This is a genomic window from Vibrio jasicida CAIM 1864 = LMG 25398 (assembly GCF_000400365.1).
GTDB classification, from domain to species: Bacteria; Pseudomonadota; Gammaproteobacteria; order Enterobacterales; family Vibrionaceae; genus Vibrio; species Vibrio jasicida.
Map to the genome: position 1 here is coordinate 15,222 of NZ_BAOG01000038.1, position 17,323 is coordinate 32,544.

At 45.8% G+C, this 17,323-nt stretch carries 19 protein-coding genes; 6 read left to right on the plus strand and 13 right to left on the minus strand.

Features of this window, described 5'->3' with window-relative positions; translation table 11 throughout:
- Positions 1 to 83: 83 nt before the first annotated feature.
- Positions 84 to 611 carry a hypothetical protein gene (locus VJL_RS10810; RefSeq protein ID WP_038877833.1) on the plus strand — a complete coding sequence of 176 codons (528 nt, stop codon included), beginning with the start codon at positions 84 to 86 and terminating at the stop codon, positions 609 to 611.
- A gap of 96 nt (positions 612 to 707) precedes the next feature.
- Here the strand turns inward: VJL_RS10810 and VJL_RS10815 are convergent, their stop codons facing one another.
- Positions 708 to 1,136 (minus strand): MarR family winged helix-turn-helix transcriptional regulator, encoded by a 429-nt coding sequence (locus VJL_RS10815; protein ID WP_005435347.1) that lies wholly within the window; start codon positions 1,134 to 1,136, stop codon positions 708 to 710.
- Between the two features lie 10 nt (positions 1,137 to 1,146).
- Positions 1,147 to 1,788 carry a cytochrome b/b6 domain-containing protein gene (locus tag VJL_RS10820; protein ID WP_038877835.1) on the minus strand — a complete coding sequence of 214 codons (642 nt, stop codon included), beginning with the start codon at positions 1,786 to 1,788 and terminating at the stop codon, positions 1,147 to 1,149.
- A gap of 132 nt (positions 1,789 to 1,920) precedes the next feature.
- Between VJL_RS10820 and VJL_RS10825 the strand changes: the two genes are divergently transcribed.
- A complete protein-coding gene (locus tag VJL_RS10825; protein ID WP_020195147.1) occupies positions 1,921 to 2,364 on the plus strand; it encodes a c-type cytochrome in 444 nt (147 codons plus the stop codon).
- Positions 2,365 to 2,432: 68 nt separating this feature from the next.
- Positions 2,433 to 3,092 (plus strand): hypothetical protein, encoded by a 660-nt coding sequence (locus tag VJL_RS10830; protein WP_038877838.1) that lies wholly within the window; start codon positions 2,433 to 2,435, stop codon positions 3,090 to 3,092.
- 14 nt (positions 3,093 to 3,106) lie between these two features.
- On the opposite strand, the gene VJL_RS10835 is transcribed toward VJL_RS10830, so the two are convergent.
- The 6 genes from VJL_RS10835 to VJL_RS10860 form a co-directional block, all read right to left on the minus strand.
- Positions 3,107 to 3,556, minus strand: a complete 450-nt coding sequence (locus VJL_RS10835) for a GNAT family N-acetyltransferase (RefSeq protein WP_038877839.1) — start codon at positions 3,554 to 3,556, stop codon at positions 3,107 to 3,109.
- Between the two features lie 74 nt (positions 3,557 to 3,630).
- On the minus strand, positions 3,631 to 4,131 hold the full coding sequence (locus tag VJL_RS10840; protein ID WP_038877841.1) for a GNAT family N-acetyltransferase: 501 nt from the start codon (positions 4,129 to 4,131) through the stop codon (positions 3,631 to 3,633).
- A gap of 60 nt (positions 4,132 to 4,191) precedes the next feature.
- Complete coding sequence (locus tag VJL_RS10845; RefSeq protein WP_038877842.1) at positions 4,192 to 4,662, minus strand: HAD family hydrolase; 471 nt, start codon at positions 4,660 to 4,662, stop codon at positions 4,192 to 4,194.
- A 169-nt stretch (positions 4,663 to 4,831) separates the two neighbouring features.
- Entirely contained in the window at positions 4,832 to 5,296 is a 465-nt protein-coding gene (locus tag VJL_RS10850) for a GNAT family N-acetyltransferase (protein ID WP_038877843.1), read from the minus strand.
- A 9-nt stretch (positions 5,297 to 5,305) separates the two neighbouring features.
- Positions 5,306 to 6,037, minus strand: a complete 732-nt coding sequence (locus tag VJL_RS10855; RefSeq protein ID WP_038877844.1) for an SDR family oxidoreductase — start codon at positions 6,035 to 6,037, stop codon at positions 5,306 to 5,308.
- Between the two features lie 28 nt (positions 6,038 to 6,065).
- Positions 6,066 to 6,617: a GNAT family N-acetyltransferase gene (locus tag VJL_RS10860; protein WP_038877845.1), complete on the minus strand. Its 552-nt coding sequence runs from the start codon at positions 6,615 to 6,617 to the stop codon at positions 6,066 to 6,068.
- Positions 6,618 to 6,848: 231 nt separating this feature from the next.
- Here VJL_RS10860 and VJL_RS10865 point away from each other — a divergent pair, with 231 nt between their 5' ends.
- Both VJL_RS10865 and VJL_RS10870 read left to right on the plus strand, forming a co-directional pair.
- Complete coding sequence (locus tag VJL_RS10865; RefSeq protein WP_009706835.1) at positions 6,849 to 7,943, plus strand: NapC/NirT family cytochrome c; 1,095 nt, start codon at positions 6,849 to 6,851, stop codon at positions 7,941 to 7,943.
- 23 nt (positions 7,944 to 7,966) lie between these two features.
- Entirely contained in the window at positions 7,967 to 10,414 is a 2,448-nt protein-coding gene (locus VJL_RS10870) for a molybdopterin guanine dinucleotide-containing S/N-oxide reductase (protein ID WP_038877851.1), read from the plus strand.
- A gap of 181 nt (positions 10,415 to 10,595) precedes the next feature.
- On the opposite strand, the gene VJL_RS10875 is transcribed toward VJL_RS10870, so the two are convergent.
- The gene (locus VJL_RS10875) at positions 10,596 to 11,759 is read right to left on the minus strand and encodes a sensor histidine kinase (protein ID WP_408696640.1); all 1,164 of its coding nucleotides are present in this window, start codon (positions 11,757 to 11,759) and stop codon (positions 10,596 to 10,598) included.
- A gap of 311 nt (positions 11,760 to 12,070) precedes the next feature.
- Here VJL_RS10875 and VJL_RS10880 point away from each other — a divergent pair, with 311 nt between their 5' ends.
- Positions 12,071 to 12,304 carry a hypothetical protein gene (locus tag VJL_RS10880; RefSeq protein WP_038877853.1) on the plus strand — a complete coding sequence of 78 codons (234 nt, stop codon included), beginning with the start codon at positions 12,071 to 12,073 and terminating at the stop codon, positions 12,302 to 12,304.
- 86 nt (positions 12,305 to 12,390) lie between these two features.
- Here the strand turns inward: VJL_RS10880 and VJL_RS10885 are convergent, their stop codons facing one another.
- The 4 genes from VJL_RS10885 to thiE form a co-directional block, all read right to left on the minus strand.
- Positions 12,391 to 13,116, minus strand: coding sequence for a phosphatase PAP2 family protein (locus tag VJL_RS10885; RefSeq protein ID WP_038877857.1), 726 nt, complete (start codon positions 13,114 to 13,116; stop codon positions 12,391 to 12,393).
- A gap of 62 nt (positions 13,117 to 13,178) precedes the next feature.
- Entirely contained in the window at positions 13,179 to 14,189 is a 1,011-nt protein-coding gene (locus tag VJL_RS27535; RefSeq protein ID WP_050566686.1) for a helix-turn-helix domain-containing protein, read from the minus strand.
- A gap of 99 nt (positions 14,190 to 14,288) precedes the next feature.
- Complete coding sequence (locus VJL_RS10895; RefSeq protein WP_038877858.1) at positions 14,289 to 16,427, minus strand: glycoside hydrolase family 3 protein; 2,139 nt, start codon at positions 16,425 to 16,427, stop codon at positions 14,289 to 14,291.
- A 259-nt stretch (positions 16,428 to 16,686) separates the two neighbouring features.
- Positions 16,687 to 17,301: a thiamine phosphate synthase gene (thiE, locus tag VJL_RS10900; protein ID WP_038877859.1), complete on the minus strand. Its 615-nt coding sequence runs from the start codon at positions 17,299 to 17,301 to the stop codon at positions 16,687 to 16,689.
- Positions 17,302 to 17,323 lie beyond the last annotated feature (22 nt).

Genomic DNA, 17,323 nt, shown 5'->3' on the forward strand with positions numbered 1-17,323 from the left:
TTCTCACATGGATGTGGGAGCGAACCCCCTATCATCTGTCTGTGCGCTGAGAGTCAAAAGTGAAAACAAAAGGATTTACGTTGATGGAAATCACCATCGTCTTAGCAACCTTGGGTTCCATCGCTCTCGCCGCCTTGCCAATTCTGCTCGATATTCACCGCCAAGCTTATGTTTCTATGCTGCACAGTTCGCAGTCTTCTCTGGGGACGTCTCTTAAGTTCTTCCATGCCAAAGTGATGATTGATGATGCGCAGGAACGCAGACAAATGACGTACATTGATCATCAAGTGAACATGCTCAGTGGGATGCCAGAAGCAAGTGCAAATAGCATACGAGCGTTATTAGAGATTGGTCTGCCTGGCAAAGGCAATTCACCCATTGATAAGCCGTGTGAAGGCAGCGACTTTTGCATTATGGGGAATCAATTCCCAAACAGTGCCTATTTTGTTGCGATTCCTGAGTATGAGTTCGCTGATCATTCTGGTTTAGATCGTGTGGTGTATATTTGGCCGCAAGGGTACACCTTGGAACGTGAAGCCTGCTATTTCTATTACGTTAATCAAGCGTCGACGCGCTCAGTGGTTAGAGGGCATGTTACAGAAGGTTGCTAGACATCAAGCAACCTGACGCGAGCAAAAAAGTACAAAGCCCCAAGTGCAGAACTTGGGGCTTTGTTTATTCTTAGGTTGGAAAAACTTAGCGAAGCGCTAAATCTCTGCGACCAACTTTTTTAGCAAGCGAAGCATCTCTTTTTGTTCTGCTGGCTCTAGCGGACTCATCAGCTCTTTATTAACAGCCAGTGGAATTGGCACCAAGGTTTCTTTGAGGCTTCGTCCCTCTTCCGTTAGATAAATACGGAACGAGCGGCGGCTGTTTGGATCGGGATGGCGCTCTACCAAACCTAACTTCTCCAACTTGTCTAAGGTACGAGTCGTGGTTGAGTTTTCTACCTTAGATTTCGCTGCGATATCGCGCTGCGTCACGCCTTCTTCTTCCCACAAACACATCATGGTCGGCCAAAGTGCAACGGTAAGTCCGTGCTTTTTGAGCTCGGCTTCAAATCGTTTCGCTGCATCGTGTGCAACGACATTGATCATCCAGCCAAAGCTGTCTTGTCTGTCAAACTGTTCGCTCATTTTCTTACTCTTATGATAAAGCAACGATTGCCATGGTAACCAATGTTGCAGCAACTAGCACCCCTAAAGCACGGCTTTGCGGCGCGAGATAGACAATTTTCTGTTCGGTGATGAGCGCTTGCTTGTTCATTTGGGTTTGTTTACCTGTGATCATCGCTTTCAACAAGGGTTTACCTCTTAGTTTATAAAAAAGGATCGCACCAACATGTAAGACGATCAGTAAAGGCAAAAGATCGGCCAAGGTCAGGTGTAACCACTCAATCCCTACAAATACGTTGTCGTTAAGCCAAACATCGGAATACGGCCACGTATCGAATAAGCCGCCAAGCGCCATTCCCGAGATACATTGAAGCAGCAATGTCGTCAGCAGTGCTGCCACCATCCAGCCGCCAGCAGGGTTATGACCCACAGTCGCCGCCGATTTGCCTTTTAAGTATGTAATGACACCTTTTGGCGAGCGGAGAAACTGTCGAAACAAACTGGTTTCGCTGCCGATAACTCCCCAAGTCAATCGCCATAACAACAAAGTGAATAACGCTAACCCCAATTGAACATGGGGCCCATTGCCAGACAATCCAGATGCCATCAAAGCCATAAACAGTAAGGCTTGAGCCCAGTGATAAAGTCGCGTTGCTAAATCCCAAATTTTCATAATTACCTCGATCTTTTCTCGGTGTGATGATCTTCTTTACGGTAATTTACATGACAACAGTTGCGAACGCAATGATTGTTGTGTAAATTTATTTGCAACCACACAGCAATAACGAAAAACCAGGAGAACGAAATGAAAAAGACATTGGCACTGATTGCACTTTTACCGACCATCTTTGTATCAACAACAGTGTTTGCCCAAGACTTCAGCGCTCAAATCGAAACGCGTCAGAATGCATTTGAGCAAATAGAGTCTCTGTCGAAACAAGCCGATAAAACATTGAAAGGCAGCAATACCGATTGGCACGCGCTAGAGCAGATTGGTGTTGAGCTCACTCGCCACAGCGCACAACTGCAACAAGCGTTTCCAGAGGGAAGCCAAGCTGAGAGCAAAGCGAAGAAAGAAGTGTGGAGCAAACCAGATAACTTCAATCGCTTGATGCTTCAAATGGATGAAGGGTTTGCACAGTTGTATCAAGCTGCGCAGAACCAACAAGTTTCATCGGCTGAGGCAGGACTTAAGCAAGCTCAGAGTACTTGCCGAAGCTGTCATCGTGCATACCGCAGTCGTTGGTAATCAAGCGATCCACAACATTGAATTTATATTGAAGCAAAAAAGAAAATCGTTAAGTGAAAGGTAACCTTATGAAAAAACTCATTCTATTAAGCACGCTGACTGTGGCTTCTTTCTCTAGCTTTGCTGCTGATTACGGTGTGGAACTGGCTTGGAACACCAATGATTCGGAGCAGGTTCTCAAAACATTGCCAGAACAGAAAGCGGCCTTTAGCCAACTGATCGAACAAGGTGATGTGAAAGATATGTTTGTTTTACCAAGCAGTATTGATGGTAAACCAGTACAGATTCTGCGTTTCGTGTTGTCGGCAGATAACGAGGCGGAAGTTGCCACGAAATTGCAGGACTTACCTATGTACCAGCAAGATTTGGTGAAGATCGCGAGCATTCAACCACTGGGAGCCAAATGGTTAGACAATACGCCAGAAAGTGATAACTACAGTGTGACGTTACGTTGGAAAGAAGGCATTGAGGCGTTAGAAATGGACCGTGTATTGGGTGTCGATTTGCAGCGAGTGATCAGCTTGAACAACTCTGGCTTAGTCACGTCGTCTTACATCAATACCCAAGTGTTGGAGAATGGTGTTGAGCGTCCGATTTACTCCGTCGCCGTATTGGCGAAAGATGCCAAGCAGGCGCAAAACCTGATGTACTCTTTTGAAGCGGTACAGCTTGGGTATGCGACTTTTGAAATTGAATACTTGGGTAAAAAGTTGGATATGAAAAGCTAACTAAGCCTTTATGTTTAAAGGTCTAGATACAGACGTAGCATGTCTTTGTGCTGGATACCGTTCTCCCAAATTGGTTCTGGGTAGTGGAGTAAGAAGTGATCTTTATCCACGCTCTCTACCCTGAAACCCAAGCGTTGATAGTAAGTCAGTTGGTAACCAAACGTCCCCGTTCCTAATATCAACTTTTGGAAAGATTGGCCTTTTAACTGTTCAATGGCAAATCGCAATAAATCTGAGCCAATACCGCGTTGTTGATGCGTAGGTGCGACTGAGACGTTCATGATTTCAGCCTGCGTTTCTGAAAGCGGCAGCACCACGCATGCTCCGACGATCTGGTTCTCTTCCACCGCAACAAAACTCAATGAATTGGCAAGATAGCGATTAACATTGTCTTGGTCTGGATCGGCTTCTAATAGCAAAGCCATCGGGATTTGATTTGGCGATAAGGGTTTATATTCAATCATTACTAGCACGCGGTAAATATTGGGTTCCGGTCAGTATATCGCAAAGGCAATGTGGTCTTGCTACTAGAATCAACTTACGGAAGCTTTAAAACCATTTTCTGACTCATCAGATATTTGCCGTTAGGCAGCAGCACTTCACCTAATTCGCCACAATGCCCGAAGCCAAACTTCTCATACAGAGCAATCGCAGGGTGGTTGGTCTTGTAAACATTCAACGCAATAGTGTCATAGCCATATTGCCAACCGCTTTGAATGGCGGTGGTAAGTAGCTTCTTTCCTAACCCTTGGTTTCGATAGTGGCGGTCAATATGGATGCCAAGAATGCCCGTCTTAGCGAATTCTCCTCCTTCATAGCCACACATTTCGGCTGGAAAGATTTCGATGCTGCCAACTAGGCGTTTTCCATCGAAGGCCACAAATTGGGGAATGGATTCTATTTCTACACGAGTGATTACCTCACTCAGCATCGCTTTGTCCGGCGCTGGCGAGCGTAAGTATTCTCCTTCCTCATAAACGCGATTCCAGAGCGAAATAAAGTGGTCAATGTCGTTGACGGTAATCGGTCTAATCTGCATTCATCTTCCTTGATTGGTGAATAAAGTTTAGTGGCTCAAGTGTATTTGTGCGTATGTCGGTTAGATGCGTAGTAACTCGGACAAACAACGTATTTGATTTGGGATGGGTTTGTTTGGCGCAGGGAAGTCTTGAGGATTGAACCAAACGACGTTTAACCCTGCGTCCATTGCTGGGTAAATGTCTTTTTCTGGTAAGTCGCCAACCATGGTGAGTTGGCTCGGCTCAACGCCCAATTGTTTTGCGACCGTAAGATAAAAATCAGGCTGATTCTTGGCAATCCCAAGGTTAGCAAAGCAAAAGTAGCCAGAAAGGTATTGGTCGAGTCCGACTCGTTGAAAGGCTTTTTGCACATCTTCCATCGCGGAATCTGATGCGCTGGTCGCGATATAAACTTGGTGATCTTGTGTGAGTTGAGCCAGAGTCTCTTTGGCTTGAGGAACGGTTTCAACGTGTTCCCAATCGCACATTTTTCCTTGTGCGTGAGGAAAATCGACCATCAAGGTGTTTCCCCAATCGAAAAGATAAATCATGTTCGAATCTCCTTTATACCCAAGTCAACTCGCTCTGAATCCTGCATCTTGAAGTCACTTGGGTATATCCGTACATCATATCGTCTTTTCGAAAAGGGAAGGGAAGCGCGAAAGATAAATGCGATTCACGTTAGCTTTAACGCTGAAATTCGCTTAAATGCCGTGATCGTTACAAACATTTCATCATAAGACGGGAGTTGGGAACAAAGCCCAGTTTGTCGTAAAACTGCTGCGCATTGTGGTTAAACTCCATGACTTCTAAGCGGACTTGAGTTGCACCTGACTCGCGTGCCCATTGCTCAACGGCCGTCATTAAGGCTCGGCCAACGCCTTTTGACTTCTGATTTTCATCGACAACGATGGTGCCAATGCGGCAAATCGGGTCTTTGATTAAAAAGCTGATGTTTTCATTTTGGGTAATGGTCGCAGTGATAAAGCCAAGTGCTTGTTGACCTTCTTCGGCTATGAGCACCAATCGAGCATCATCGGCCAGCGCATCTGCGAGAAAGGTTCTGTCTTCTTCAGAAGGTGGTACAAAAGTGTGTGGCGCATGACGAAAGTGAAGTTCGCTAATTTGCGTGTTTAGTACAAAGAGCGCATTGAGATCGTCGGGTGTCGCTGATCTGATTTTCATTACTGTTCCTTAATTTCCGCCAGCTAGATCGATAAACGAACCTGTGACATAAGACGCTTCATCACTGAGTAGCCACGCGATGGCATTGGCCACTTCATCTACCGTGCCACCTCGCTTGAGAGGGATTTTTTCACTGAGCCTGTCGACTCGATTCGGCTCGCCGCCATCGGCATGGATGTCGGTATAAATGCAGCCGGGACGAATCCCGTTTACGCGGATGTTTTGCTCCGCCAACTCTAACGATAACCCCTTGGTGAGCGAGTCCATTGCACCTTTTGAGGCAGCGTAATCAACGTATTCAAATGGCGCTCCAGAGCGGGATGCGGCAGAAGAAACATTAACAATCGCATTGCCAGATTCAAATCGTTTTGCTGCTTCTCGGCAACAAAGAAAACAGCTCGTAACATTAGCGTTCATGACAGCTTGGAATCGCTCAAGGCTCATGTCCGCAAGACGAGACTGGGTGAATAAGATGCCCACATTGTTGACGAGGTGAGTGACTTTTCCGAGTGCTTGTTCGGTTTGTTCAAACAATGAGAGTACCTGCTGCTCATCGGAAACATCCGCTTTTATGGCGATAGCTTTACCGCCAACCTCCTCAATCTCACGAACAACTTGCGCGGCAGCCTCGGCTTGTGCGCGATAGTTAACGCATACGGCATAGCCTTGTTTGGCGAGTAATTTGGCGGTTGCGGCTCCGATGCCTCGGCTTGCGCCTGTGATAATGACTACTTTCTGCAAAACACGTCCTTATTGTTTGTCGTGAATATTATTTTTGTAATGAATAGAGCTTATCTGCGTACTTTTTCCCGCCTATTTCATAGGCTTCGGGGATGGTCTCGGTGAGTTTGAAACCACATTTTTTCAGCACTCGCTCAGAGCCAATATTGCCCTCAGTGACCGTGGCGGAAAACTGAGAAATTTTGTGCTGCTCAAACGCCCACTCAATCACACCGGTAAGAGATTCCGTACCAAACTGTTGGCCATAAAACTCTGGCAGCAATAAATACCCGACTTCAGCAATGCCATCTTGCAATACAAAGCCTGTGATGCCGATTGGTCGTGCACTTTGTTTTTCATAAATCACCAAACATAACCAATGCTCGCTTTGCGGTGTCCATACAGGTAACCGCGATTCGAACTTTTGGCGCATTTCGTCTTCGGTCGGTGGGTCAAAACAAAGCGCGATGATTTGTGGTTCGCTACTCAAGCGGCGATACAGATCCCAATCACTTTTTGTTAGCGGTTTAAGCTCAGTTCTTGGGGTAGAAATGGGTAGAGATAACACGTTTGAATCGCCTCCATGTGATCGAGTTTTCATATCTCACACAAACATATCAAAAGTGCTTTGATAAACAACATCTATCGTTATGGCGAATAGGTTCGGTCAAGAAAGATTTTTCAGAAAAATGGAATATGTCAAGGAGTCTCTCAATAACGAAAAATAAGTCACCACCTAGGGTGTACGTATGACTCAGATCAATTACCAGATACTACTAAAGAGGTAAATATGCGACAAAGCATGTGAATTTGTGAGTATTTATTTCTAATTATGTCAATTAAAAAACGTTATATCGCCGCAATGGTGGCAGTGGGTATTGGTGTGGGCTGGCTAACTTTAGGTGGCACCGCAGCAGTGATGCATTACACATCTGACACTGAGTTCTGTCTCTCTTGTCACTCTATGGAAATCCCTTACAAAGAGTATCAAGGCTCAGTGCACTTCAGTAACGCCAAAGGTATTCGCGCAGAATGTTCGGACTGCCACATTCCGAAAGAGCCAATGGATTACTTGGTCACTAAGATCCGCGCTTCAAAAGACATCTACCATGAGTTTGTAACAGGTAAGATTGACACGCCAGAGAAGTACGAAGCACACCGTACTGAACTTGCTGAGATGGTTTGGGAGCAGTTCCGTGAAAACGATTCGGCAACCTGTCGTTCTTGTCACGACTTCGATGCAATGGAAGAGTTCGAGCAATCACGTGATGCGGCGAAGATGCACGCATACGGCAAAGCGAATGACCAAACGTGTATCGACTGTCACAAAGGTGTAGCGCACTTCGCTCCAGAAGCGGAACTGGATAGCAAAGCGTTTGAAACACTGATGAGCTTCACAACCAAAACAGCAGCCGATGCGAAAGTGGTTTACCCAGTGACATCTATCAGCATGGGTGATTTTGGTACAGTGAACCCAACAACCAAACTGAACGTTGTGAAAGCGGAAGGTGACAACCGCACCGTTAAGATCAATGCATTCCAAATGAAAGGCGCAGAGCAAGTGCTTTACATGGGTGAAGGTCAACGCGCGATTGTTGCAACACTATCTGAACAAGGCCAACAAGCAGTTGAAGCTGGCGAGTTCAAAGCAGACGTATACGGCAACGAGTGGCGTCCTGTTTCTCTAACGGCAACGATCGATTCTCCAGTGGTTGATACGCTAGAGCCGGTTTGGTCATACGCAGAAGAGTTGGACAATGTTTACTGTGCAACTTGTCACGCGAAAATTCCTTCAAATCACTTTACTGTGAACGCATGGGGTCCTGTAGCGAAGAGTATGGGTGATCGCACTGATATTTCAGCAGAAAACCTAGAAATTTTGACTAAGTTCTTCCAGCACCACGCGAAAGATGTGGTTGGTCACTAATAGAGAAATAGAAGGATAAGATTATGACTAATTTAACTCGTCGCGGATTTCTAAAAGGCACTGGTCTAACTGCTGGTGCTCTGGCTTTCACTTCATTGACGCCAATGAGCGCACTAGCGTCTGATAAGCGTGGTTCAGGTGTACTTACAGCGGGTCGCATGGGCCCAATGCTGTGTGAAGTAAAAGATGGCAAGTTGGTTTCAACCACAAACGCATTGCCACAAACGGTACCAAACAGTCTTCAAACTACGGGCCCTGACCAAGTTCATACTAAAGCTCGTGTTAAGTACCCAATGGTACGTAAAGGCTACTTGGCAAACCCATCAGCGCCAGAAGGCGTGCGTGGTAGCGATGAATTCGTTCGCGTGTCTTGGGATGAAGTTTACAAACTGATTCACGAACAACACACGCGCATTCGTAAAGAGCACGGTGCTGAATCTGTGTTTGCTGGTTCTTACGGCTGGCGTTCAAGTGGTGTGTTGCACAAAGCACAAACGCTTCTACAACGTTACATGAGTATGGCGGGCGGTTACTCAGGTCACCTTGGTGACTACTCTACAGGTGCTGCACAGGTGATCATGCCGCACGTGGTAGGTTCTATTGAAGTTTACGAACAGCAAACGACTTACCCTGTGGTTCTTGAGCACAGTGACGTTGTGGTGCTTTGGGGTCTTAACCCAATCAACACACTGAAAATCGCTTGGAGCTCAACAGACTGTGCGGGCCTTGAGTTCTTCCATCAGCTTAAGAAGTCAGGTAAGACGGTTATCGCTATCGACCCAATGCGTTCAGAAACCATCGAGTTCTTCGGTGACAACGCACAATGGATTGCTCCGCACCCTATGACGGACGTGGCGATGATGATGGGTATCGCGCATACGCTTGTGAAACAAGGAAAGCACGACAAAGAATTCCTAGCAAAATACACCACAGGTTACGACGTATTCGAAGCTTACCTAATGGGTAAAGAAGACGGCGTTGAGAAATCTGCAGAATGGGCATCTAAGATTTGTGGCGTGCCGGTTAAGCAACTTGAGCTGCTTGCAGACATCTTCAGCAAAAACCGCACAATGCTTATGGCGGGCTGGGGTATGCAGCGTCAGCAATACGGTGAGCAACGTCACTGGATGCTGGTAACGCTCGCTACCATGCTGGGCCAAGTTGGTCTACCGGGTGGTGGTTTTGGTTTCTCTTACCACTACTCAAACGGCGGTAACCCTTCACGTGATGCGGGTGTACTTCCTGCTATTTCTGCGTCTCTAGGCGGCGGTTCTTCTGCAGGTAACGACTGGGCTGTTTCTGGTTCTGTTAACGCGTTCCCTGTGGCACGTATTGTTGAAGCACTAGAAAATCCGGGCATGAGCTACCACCACAATGGCCATGACTTAACGTTCCCTGAGATCAAGATGATTTGGTGGGCAGGCGGTGCGAACTTTACTCACCACCAAGACACTAACCGTCTGATCAAAGCGTGGCAAAAACCAGAGCTTATCGTTATCTCTGAACCATACTGGACAGCGGCAGCGAAGCACGCGGATATTGTTCTACCGATCACCACATCGTTCGAGCGTAACGATATGACCATGACAGGTGACTACAGTAACCAACACCTAGTGCCAATGAAGCAAGTGGTTGAGCCTCAGGGCGAGGCGCGTAACGACTTTGATGTGTTTGCGGATATGTCAGAGCTTCTAGCTCCGGGTGGTCGTGATGTTTACACCGAAGGCAAGACTGAAATGGAATGGTTGTACGGCTTCTACAAAGCGGCGCAACAAGGCGGTCGTGGCCAACGCATCGCAATGCCAAACTTCAGCAAGTTCTGGGAAGATAACCAGTTGATTGAGATGAAGTGGAACGAGAAAAACGCACAGTTCGTTCGTTACGCTGAATTCCGTGAAAACCCAATCATGAACCCACTAGGCACACCAAGTGGTAAGTTTGAGATCTTCTCTCGCACTATCGAAGGTTACCAGTTAGAGGATTGCCCTCCACACCCAACATGGTTAGAGCCAACAGAGTACACGGGTAACGCAACTAATGGTGAACTTCAGCTGATGACAGCACACGCAGCACACCGTCTGCACAGCCAGTTCAACTACGCGAAGATTCGTGAAGAGTACGCGATTGCTGACCGTGAGCCGATTTCTATCCACCCAGAAGACGCAAAAGCGCGTGGCATTAAGACCGGCGATCTTGTTCGTGCCTTCAATGGCCGTGGTCAAGTTCTGGTTGGTGCATTGGTTACCGATGGCATCAAGCAAGGTTCTGTTTGTATTCACGAAGGTGGTTGGCCAGATCTAGACCCTAAAACAGGCATCTGTAAAAACGGTGGCTGTAACGTTCTAACGCTCGATATTCCAACCTCTCGCCTTGCGAACGGTTGTGCGGCTAACTCTGCATTGGTTCGTATCGAGAAGTACGAAGGTCCAGTGCTAGAACTAACGGCATTCACACCGCCGAAGAATGGTTAATGTGAACGCTAATTAGCAAATCCATTATTCGATGTTTAAAACAAGAAGCCAGCGATAAGCTGGCTTCTTTGTATTTGCGCCTCAATTTTCAACAGAGTCTTATCAAGACAGAATCAAACAATAAGCCATCTAATTTCCGCTAGTAAATTGAGTTGCAGCTTGGGTAATTAAAATAAAACCATTAAGTGAAGATGACTTGGGCAATAAATTGTTTGTCTTCAGTACGGTGAGTAAATTGCCAATTCATCCGTTCACAAATTCGCTCAATAATGATCAATCCATATCCGTACCCCGAACTATTTTCATTATTGGCTTCAAATTGATTTCTGACTTGTAAGCGGTGGTCATTCAGATCAATGAAGACATCACCAGAGCTATAGCTGAATGCATTTTTAACTAGGTTGTTGATGACGATTGATATGAAGCTCTTTGGCGCAAACAAGTAAATATTGCCTTGCTGCTGAAAGTGGTGCTGAGCGCCTTCTTTAATAAACAGTGTTCCAACTTCTTCGAGTTGCTTTTCTATACACTTTGCCAAATCGACCTGCTCAAAATGACGTGAGTTTATCTCTTCCTTTCCTAGTAACAGGAACACTTCGGTCAATACTCTCATGTCTTCACAAGCTCGCTGCGTACGCTGAATTGACTTTAGGGCAACGCGCGGCAGATCCGATACGCGATTCAAGATATCGGCTGATCCTTTTATGACCATGATTGGCGTTCGGAGCTCATGAGAAGCGAAGCGGTTGAACTCTTGTTCGCGTTGAAAGTTATGCGCAATATGCTTCTTGCCATCAACAAGGGCTTGCTCAATATAACGCGTTTCACTAAAGCGGGTTTCCACTTCAAAATCTTCGTACTGGGGCGGCATGCGGTCTATTTTGTTGACGATCACGTTGAGTGGGCGGGAGAGAATACGAACAATGTGAATGCCATACAGAAACATCACTAAACAAAGGATGGCAACGGAATAAAGCGTAAAGTGATGCAAAGCGCTCTCGTACTCATCCCGAAACTCATCAGAATCGCCTTTGAATACAATGTACATCAGCCCTTTTCCTGAAGGGTGATGGAACACACCGAAGCTCTTTTCATCGGAGCGCACTTCTTGGCCATAAAACCCCAATTGAGTGTGAATCGCGAGCCATTCAGGTACATGTGTTAACGACCAGTAGAAATCAAATACCAAAGAGTTTGGTGGAGGTGCGAGGTGCTGAAACTGTTGGTAGTTGTGTAAATACAGCTCTGCTTCTTTTTCCAACCAATGGTTTAAGCTCAGAGATTCAAACTTACTTTCGGCGATGTAAATAATCGTCCAGAAAAACAGGGCAATAATGAATGCCATCCTAGTAAAACTCCAACGTATTTTGGCGTAAATACTGGGGGCTTTTTTATGAACTGGTTTGATTATTGCCCTAATATCCATAAAGTTATCCTTGTCGAAAAATAGAAATAGTATGCGGAAATAATTCGTTCATCCTCACAGGGATATCACACCCATTAAATGTGCGTTATTTATTTTCTTCACGAATGCTTCACGCGTTCTCAAATAACATGGCTATATGAACAAAATATGAAAATGACTTTCCAGATCCAAAGCCGAAGTAGGGGAGAGTGTTTTCAGTAAATGGATTACTTTTATCGAAGGGAATGCGTATGAAAGTAGCGATAACTTATGTGAGCTGCAAAGTGTGTCGAACACAGTTTATGGCGTATAAACAAGGCGCTTTTGAAATGAACTTGTTATATCAGGTTCATTGCAGTAACTCAGATTGCCAACACCAATGGCAGTTTACGGTTTTGTCTGCGTTGATCGCGAATCAAGTTCCAAGTGGTGCTGTGCAAGCACAAGAGTACTGCTCATTAGCCTCTGATTTGGATGTCGCTTAGATAACAAAACGCCCGACGCATAGTGTCTTATGGTCGGGCGTTTTTGTATTTCTCGAGCTGAATATGCTTGAGTAGAGTATGTCTCGTTATGACTTAGCGAGAGTCACAAAAGGCATTTTCTTGGTGACTTGAAATGCCGGCAGCAAAGTAAACACGATGGCGACAAATACCACTGAACCAATCAGATCCTCAATTCTGTGCATGCCGAGCCACAAACGGCTGTACGCCACGCCCATTGCCCACACCCATAAGGTAGCAGCAGAGAAATAGCATTTGTTCTGCAAAAATAACCCACCAAAGAAGGCTAAACAGATAGAAACGAAAATCGTATGCCCCGATGGGAAGGAATAGTCTTTTTCACCTTGCCAGTGACGAGTTCGCCATTCGCTGACTTTTTCGGAGATTTCACCAATCACACTCGCTTGTTGTTCAGTCTCCAACTGATAAAACGCTTCTGGATGCTCAATCAATTGCTCTGCGGCAAGCAGTTCGGTGTAGGGACGCGGGCTTTCTGTCATCAGCTTTAAGCCTGTTTTGCTGGCAAAACCAATCACCAGTAACAATCCCAGCATGGAGAGTTTTTGCATCCAATCAGACTGGCTAGGTTTGTAGCGGTAAAGCGACAACACCAACAGCGTGAGAGTGATCAAAAAGCCTTTACTGCCCGCAGAATCGGTTAGCAGAGTAAAGAGAATACCAGTGCCATCAGAAACGTGAGAAGTAAGATCGTGATACGAGGCAAACAGCGAAAGTGGGATGATGCCAAGAATGAACAAGGCGAGCATCATCAAACCGTATTTTTTAGTTTTCATGAAAAGTCATACAGCAGTCGAAAATAGGCGGCTATCTTACGACAATCGATGTGAAAAACTTATCAACGCTCTGTCAATTCGGTCTTGTTTATTTTACTTCTGATCTCCATTGGGGAGAGGCCGAAGTTGCGCATCGTGAAACGATTGAGTGAGGATTGAGATTGAAAGCCTAACCGCTCAGACAAAGTAACAAGAGGAATGGAGGTGTAGGACAAGACCTCGTAACACTTCTTTTGTTTGAATTGGTTTAGCAATTCATCAAAAGTTTGCCCTTCTTGTTTGAGTTTGCGGGCAAGCGTCCAACGAGAGTAACCCATTAGATTGAGTAGCTTGTTCGATGCACGGACCAGAGAATCATGATGATACAGGCGCTCCAATGTCAGCATCACGAGTTCTGTGGTGCTTAAATCATTCAACAGCTCCAATTGAGAAAGAGAGTGTTGTAGTTGACGTTTGAGGTGCTGATCTAACAAGGGGTTGTTGGTGTTGAGTTGGCGCTGAGCAAAGGGAGCTTTCAATATGAGTAAGTTTTGTGGGCCGGTGTAGATAGAGATACCACTCGTTTGTTCAAAGTCTTTGATATTAGGGATGAACTTGTTGGATTGAATTTGCATGGACTCGGCGGGAATCGCCAATGCCGTTAATGCTTTAGCAACAAAGCATAGATTAAGAATAGGGCCATAAATATCGACGACGCCATCATCCTGTACGTAATGGACAACAACATCACCTTGCGGTGCTATCCGATAATACAACCGATCACGGGAGCCCATGACGGGTTTAAATTGGACGTGGCGATGGATGACTTCTATTGCGTTTGGTGCATTGAGGACGTAGGCAAATTCGGGATAAGTGCTCAATAGTTCAGAGATTGAAATATCATGAGCGGGAAGAGGAATTTCATATTTCGCGACAATATAACACAGCTCTTGAAAGTGCTTCTCTGAGACGTGCTGAACCTTATCCAAGCGATGATTTAATTTGGATAATTCATCACTTATCCCTTCAATATGTTTGTGTTGCGCGAGATAAGTGTAGAGCCGAGTGTAAACATGATGGTGGATATATTTCATACAGTTCAATGCAGCATGGCTTGGCGCGTAATTTGATCGCAAGCCATGCTGTGTTTATTGCGTTGCTACCTATTCATGACGTTAGTGTAGCAACGAAAGTTAGTAGCTAAGACCATATCCAAATGGGTATAGCGTGATTGACGGATCTTCTTCATAAGAAGGAACATCTTCTTTACCTTTGGCAACCACCTCATCGGTCGACTTTGGAAGGCCGAAAGGTAACTTACCTTCTGGTTTCACTTTACCGGTAATGACATCAAAAAAGACAGCGTCCGATGTACCGAAGTTCGCCAGAATGATTGGCAACTGATCGTTGATATTATCTAGGGCTGCTGGACGAATCATGAATACATCAAAAATTACTCGCTTACCTGAGTTGATAGCCTGATTAATGACACTATAGACATTGCCACTATTGTAAATACAAGCTCCTAGGTTGTCGGTCAAACCCTCATAACAAAGTTGTGCAGATTCTCCCGGTTCACGGTCAGGTTGCGTTTCGTAAGGACGTAATTGGAAGTCTTCCTGTGCTACAAAACCAAGCTCGCCAGACGGCATAGCGACCCCAAATGGGAACCATGCCGTGGCGAGAGTGGCGGGGGTTTGCGTACGAATAATGATGGTGTCAGCATCTGCCATGTTTTCTGCGACGTTTAAGCCATATTGTTGTGCGTTGTCGACAATACTTGGTTGCTCTGTACCGCCATAGTTGGCGTAGACATACACTTTACCTAACTCCTCTACTGATAAAGGCAATGCGTTGTTGTCGTTTTTCAACAAGGTAACGGAGCGTCCTTGAGATTCAATACCCAGCTCTTGGAACTCTGTTTTACCGACCACATCATTGACCTTGGCGATATCAACAAATGGGTCTTCAAACAAACCTTGTTTGAACTTATTCGTCAGGATTCGATTTACCGATAAGTCGATGCGCTCTTGGGTAAGACGCCCGCTCTCAATATTCGTAAGCAATAAAGCAGGGTCATCGATACCCCCAAATTGGTCAATACCCGCATCGACAGAAGCAGCGAAACGCTCTGTTGAATCTTCGTCTTCTTTACCCCAAGGCATACCTAAGTAAGTGAACGGATTCTTCTCTGCATCTTCATGTGTGATGATCCCGGTTCGACATGTATCGACACAATCGTTAGCGACTAACCAATCTGATAGCAACACGCCATCGAAGTTTTCTTCGCCTCGAAGAATATCTGTCATGATGTATTTGCTGTAACCAAAGCCAACATTACCTTCACTTTCCGGTAGTTGCTCATAAGGAATTCCGTAATAAGGCATCACGCCCGCAACGCCAGCCTCAAAAGCACCTTTAAATGGAATGCGGTGGTAGTCAAAGTTGTTGCCCGGATAAACCTGATAGCGGCCAGCGAAGTAGTGTGCATCCGCGCCATTTTCTTGTGGACCACCACCTGCAAAATGTTTTACGACTGCCCAGACTCCATCTTTCGTCAGCTCGGTATTGTTGTGTTGTAAACCTTGGACATAGGCTTTGGTCATTTCTCGTGATAACTCAGCGTTTTCACCGAATGTACTGCTCACTCGCCCCCACCTTGGTTCAGTAGCGAGGTCAGCGGTTGGATGGAGTGCTTGGTTGATGCCGACGGCTAGGTACTCTTGACGAATGACATCGGCGAAGGTTTTAGTGAACTCAGCATCGCCAATCGCGGCTAAGCCGAGTGTTTCCGACCATTGTGAAAAATCGCCAGAAGAGACTGAAGTTCCTAATGCGGCATTAAAGTGGTTGCGTGGGTCGGTTGAAATAGAAACGGGAATTCCTAAGCGAGTGTGCTCCGCTAATTCTTGAGCATGATTATTATCTTCTGCCATCAGAGTGGCATCGCCTTCTTGGCGAGTTATAAAGGTATTGAGGAAACGTTCTTGAATTAATGTGGTGTTGGTTATGCCATCGCCTTTAAAAACGAGTCTTGAGCTATCGCTGCTGAGTACGAATGTTCCGTGCATCATCAAGCCTGCCTTTTCGGCGTTGTTCATTTGTTGAGTAAGATTCTCTGCGCGTTGTTTTGGGCTCAGTCGCCAATCCTCATAAGCGTCTAATTCGCCATTCTTATTATGATCCTTAAAGGTTAGCCCATCGACCGTGAGAAGATTGAGCGTTTTGGTTTCCAATGTTGGTATAGTGAGTTGTTCTGAATCTGATCCACAACCGCTAATGAATAGGGGAGGCAGCGCAAAGACTAAGAGGTTTTTTCCAGAGGTTTTCATCGTTATTGCCTTTTATTTTGTTGTTTGGCGCAGTATGACTCTGGAGGTGAAGGAAAGTATTTCCTTTAGGGAGCAAGGTTTTGACGTTCAGGTGCAGAATAGGGAAAGTGTGAGATTCTGTCAGAATGATTAGTGTGATGAATATCTCGGTGCAGGAGAAGAGTCCACTTCTGCTTTGGTTTTCACTCGGTCTTTTAGCGTAGCGAAATACGAGATCAAAGTGCTCATCCATAAGCGCTTTATTCTGGAGTGAGCAAGGTTAGCTCATCAACCCTAACAGATATTCCGATGCGGCTTTTGGATCTTCTGCGTGGCAAATCGCTGAAACCAAAGCCAAGCCGTGAACACCAGTGGCGCTGAGCAGCGGAATGTTATTTTCGTTAATGCCGCCAATGGCAACAATCGGCAGTGAAGTCGTCTCTAACGCCATCTTCAAACCATCAATACCCCAATGTTTTTTGGTGTTGGTTTTGGTCGGCGTCGCGAAGATTGCGCTCAAACCGATGTAATCAATCGGAAGAGAGTCCGCTTCTGCAAGCTGCTCTTCATTTTCGATGGATAAGCCGAGGATTTTGTTTGGTCCAATCAACTCACGAGCGATAGTTGCGGGCATGTCTGATTGCCCGAGGTGAACCCCGTCAGCATCGACAGCTAGTGCGACGTCAACGCGGTCATTGATGATCAAAGGCACATCGGTATCTTTAAGGATGTCTTTCACGGCTTGAGCACGTTCGATAAACGCACGCACATCGCCGTGTTTTTCGCGGACTTGTACCATGGTCACGCCACCTTCCACGGCTTTTCTCACAACACGCTTTAGTGTGGCTAAATCTTGTTGGTCATCGGTGACCAAATATAAACGATAGGCGTTCATTTTGTTTCCTTTGGGCCTCTCA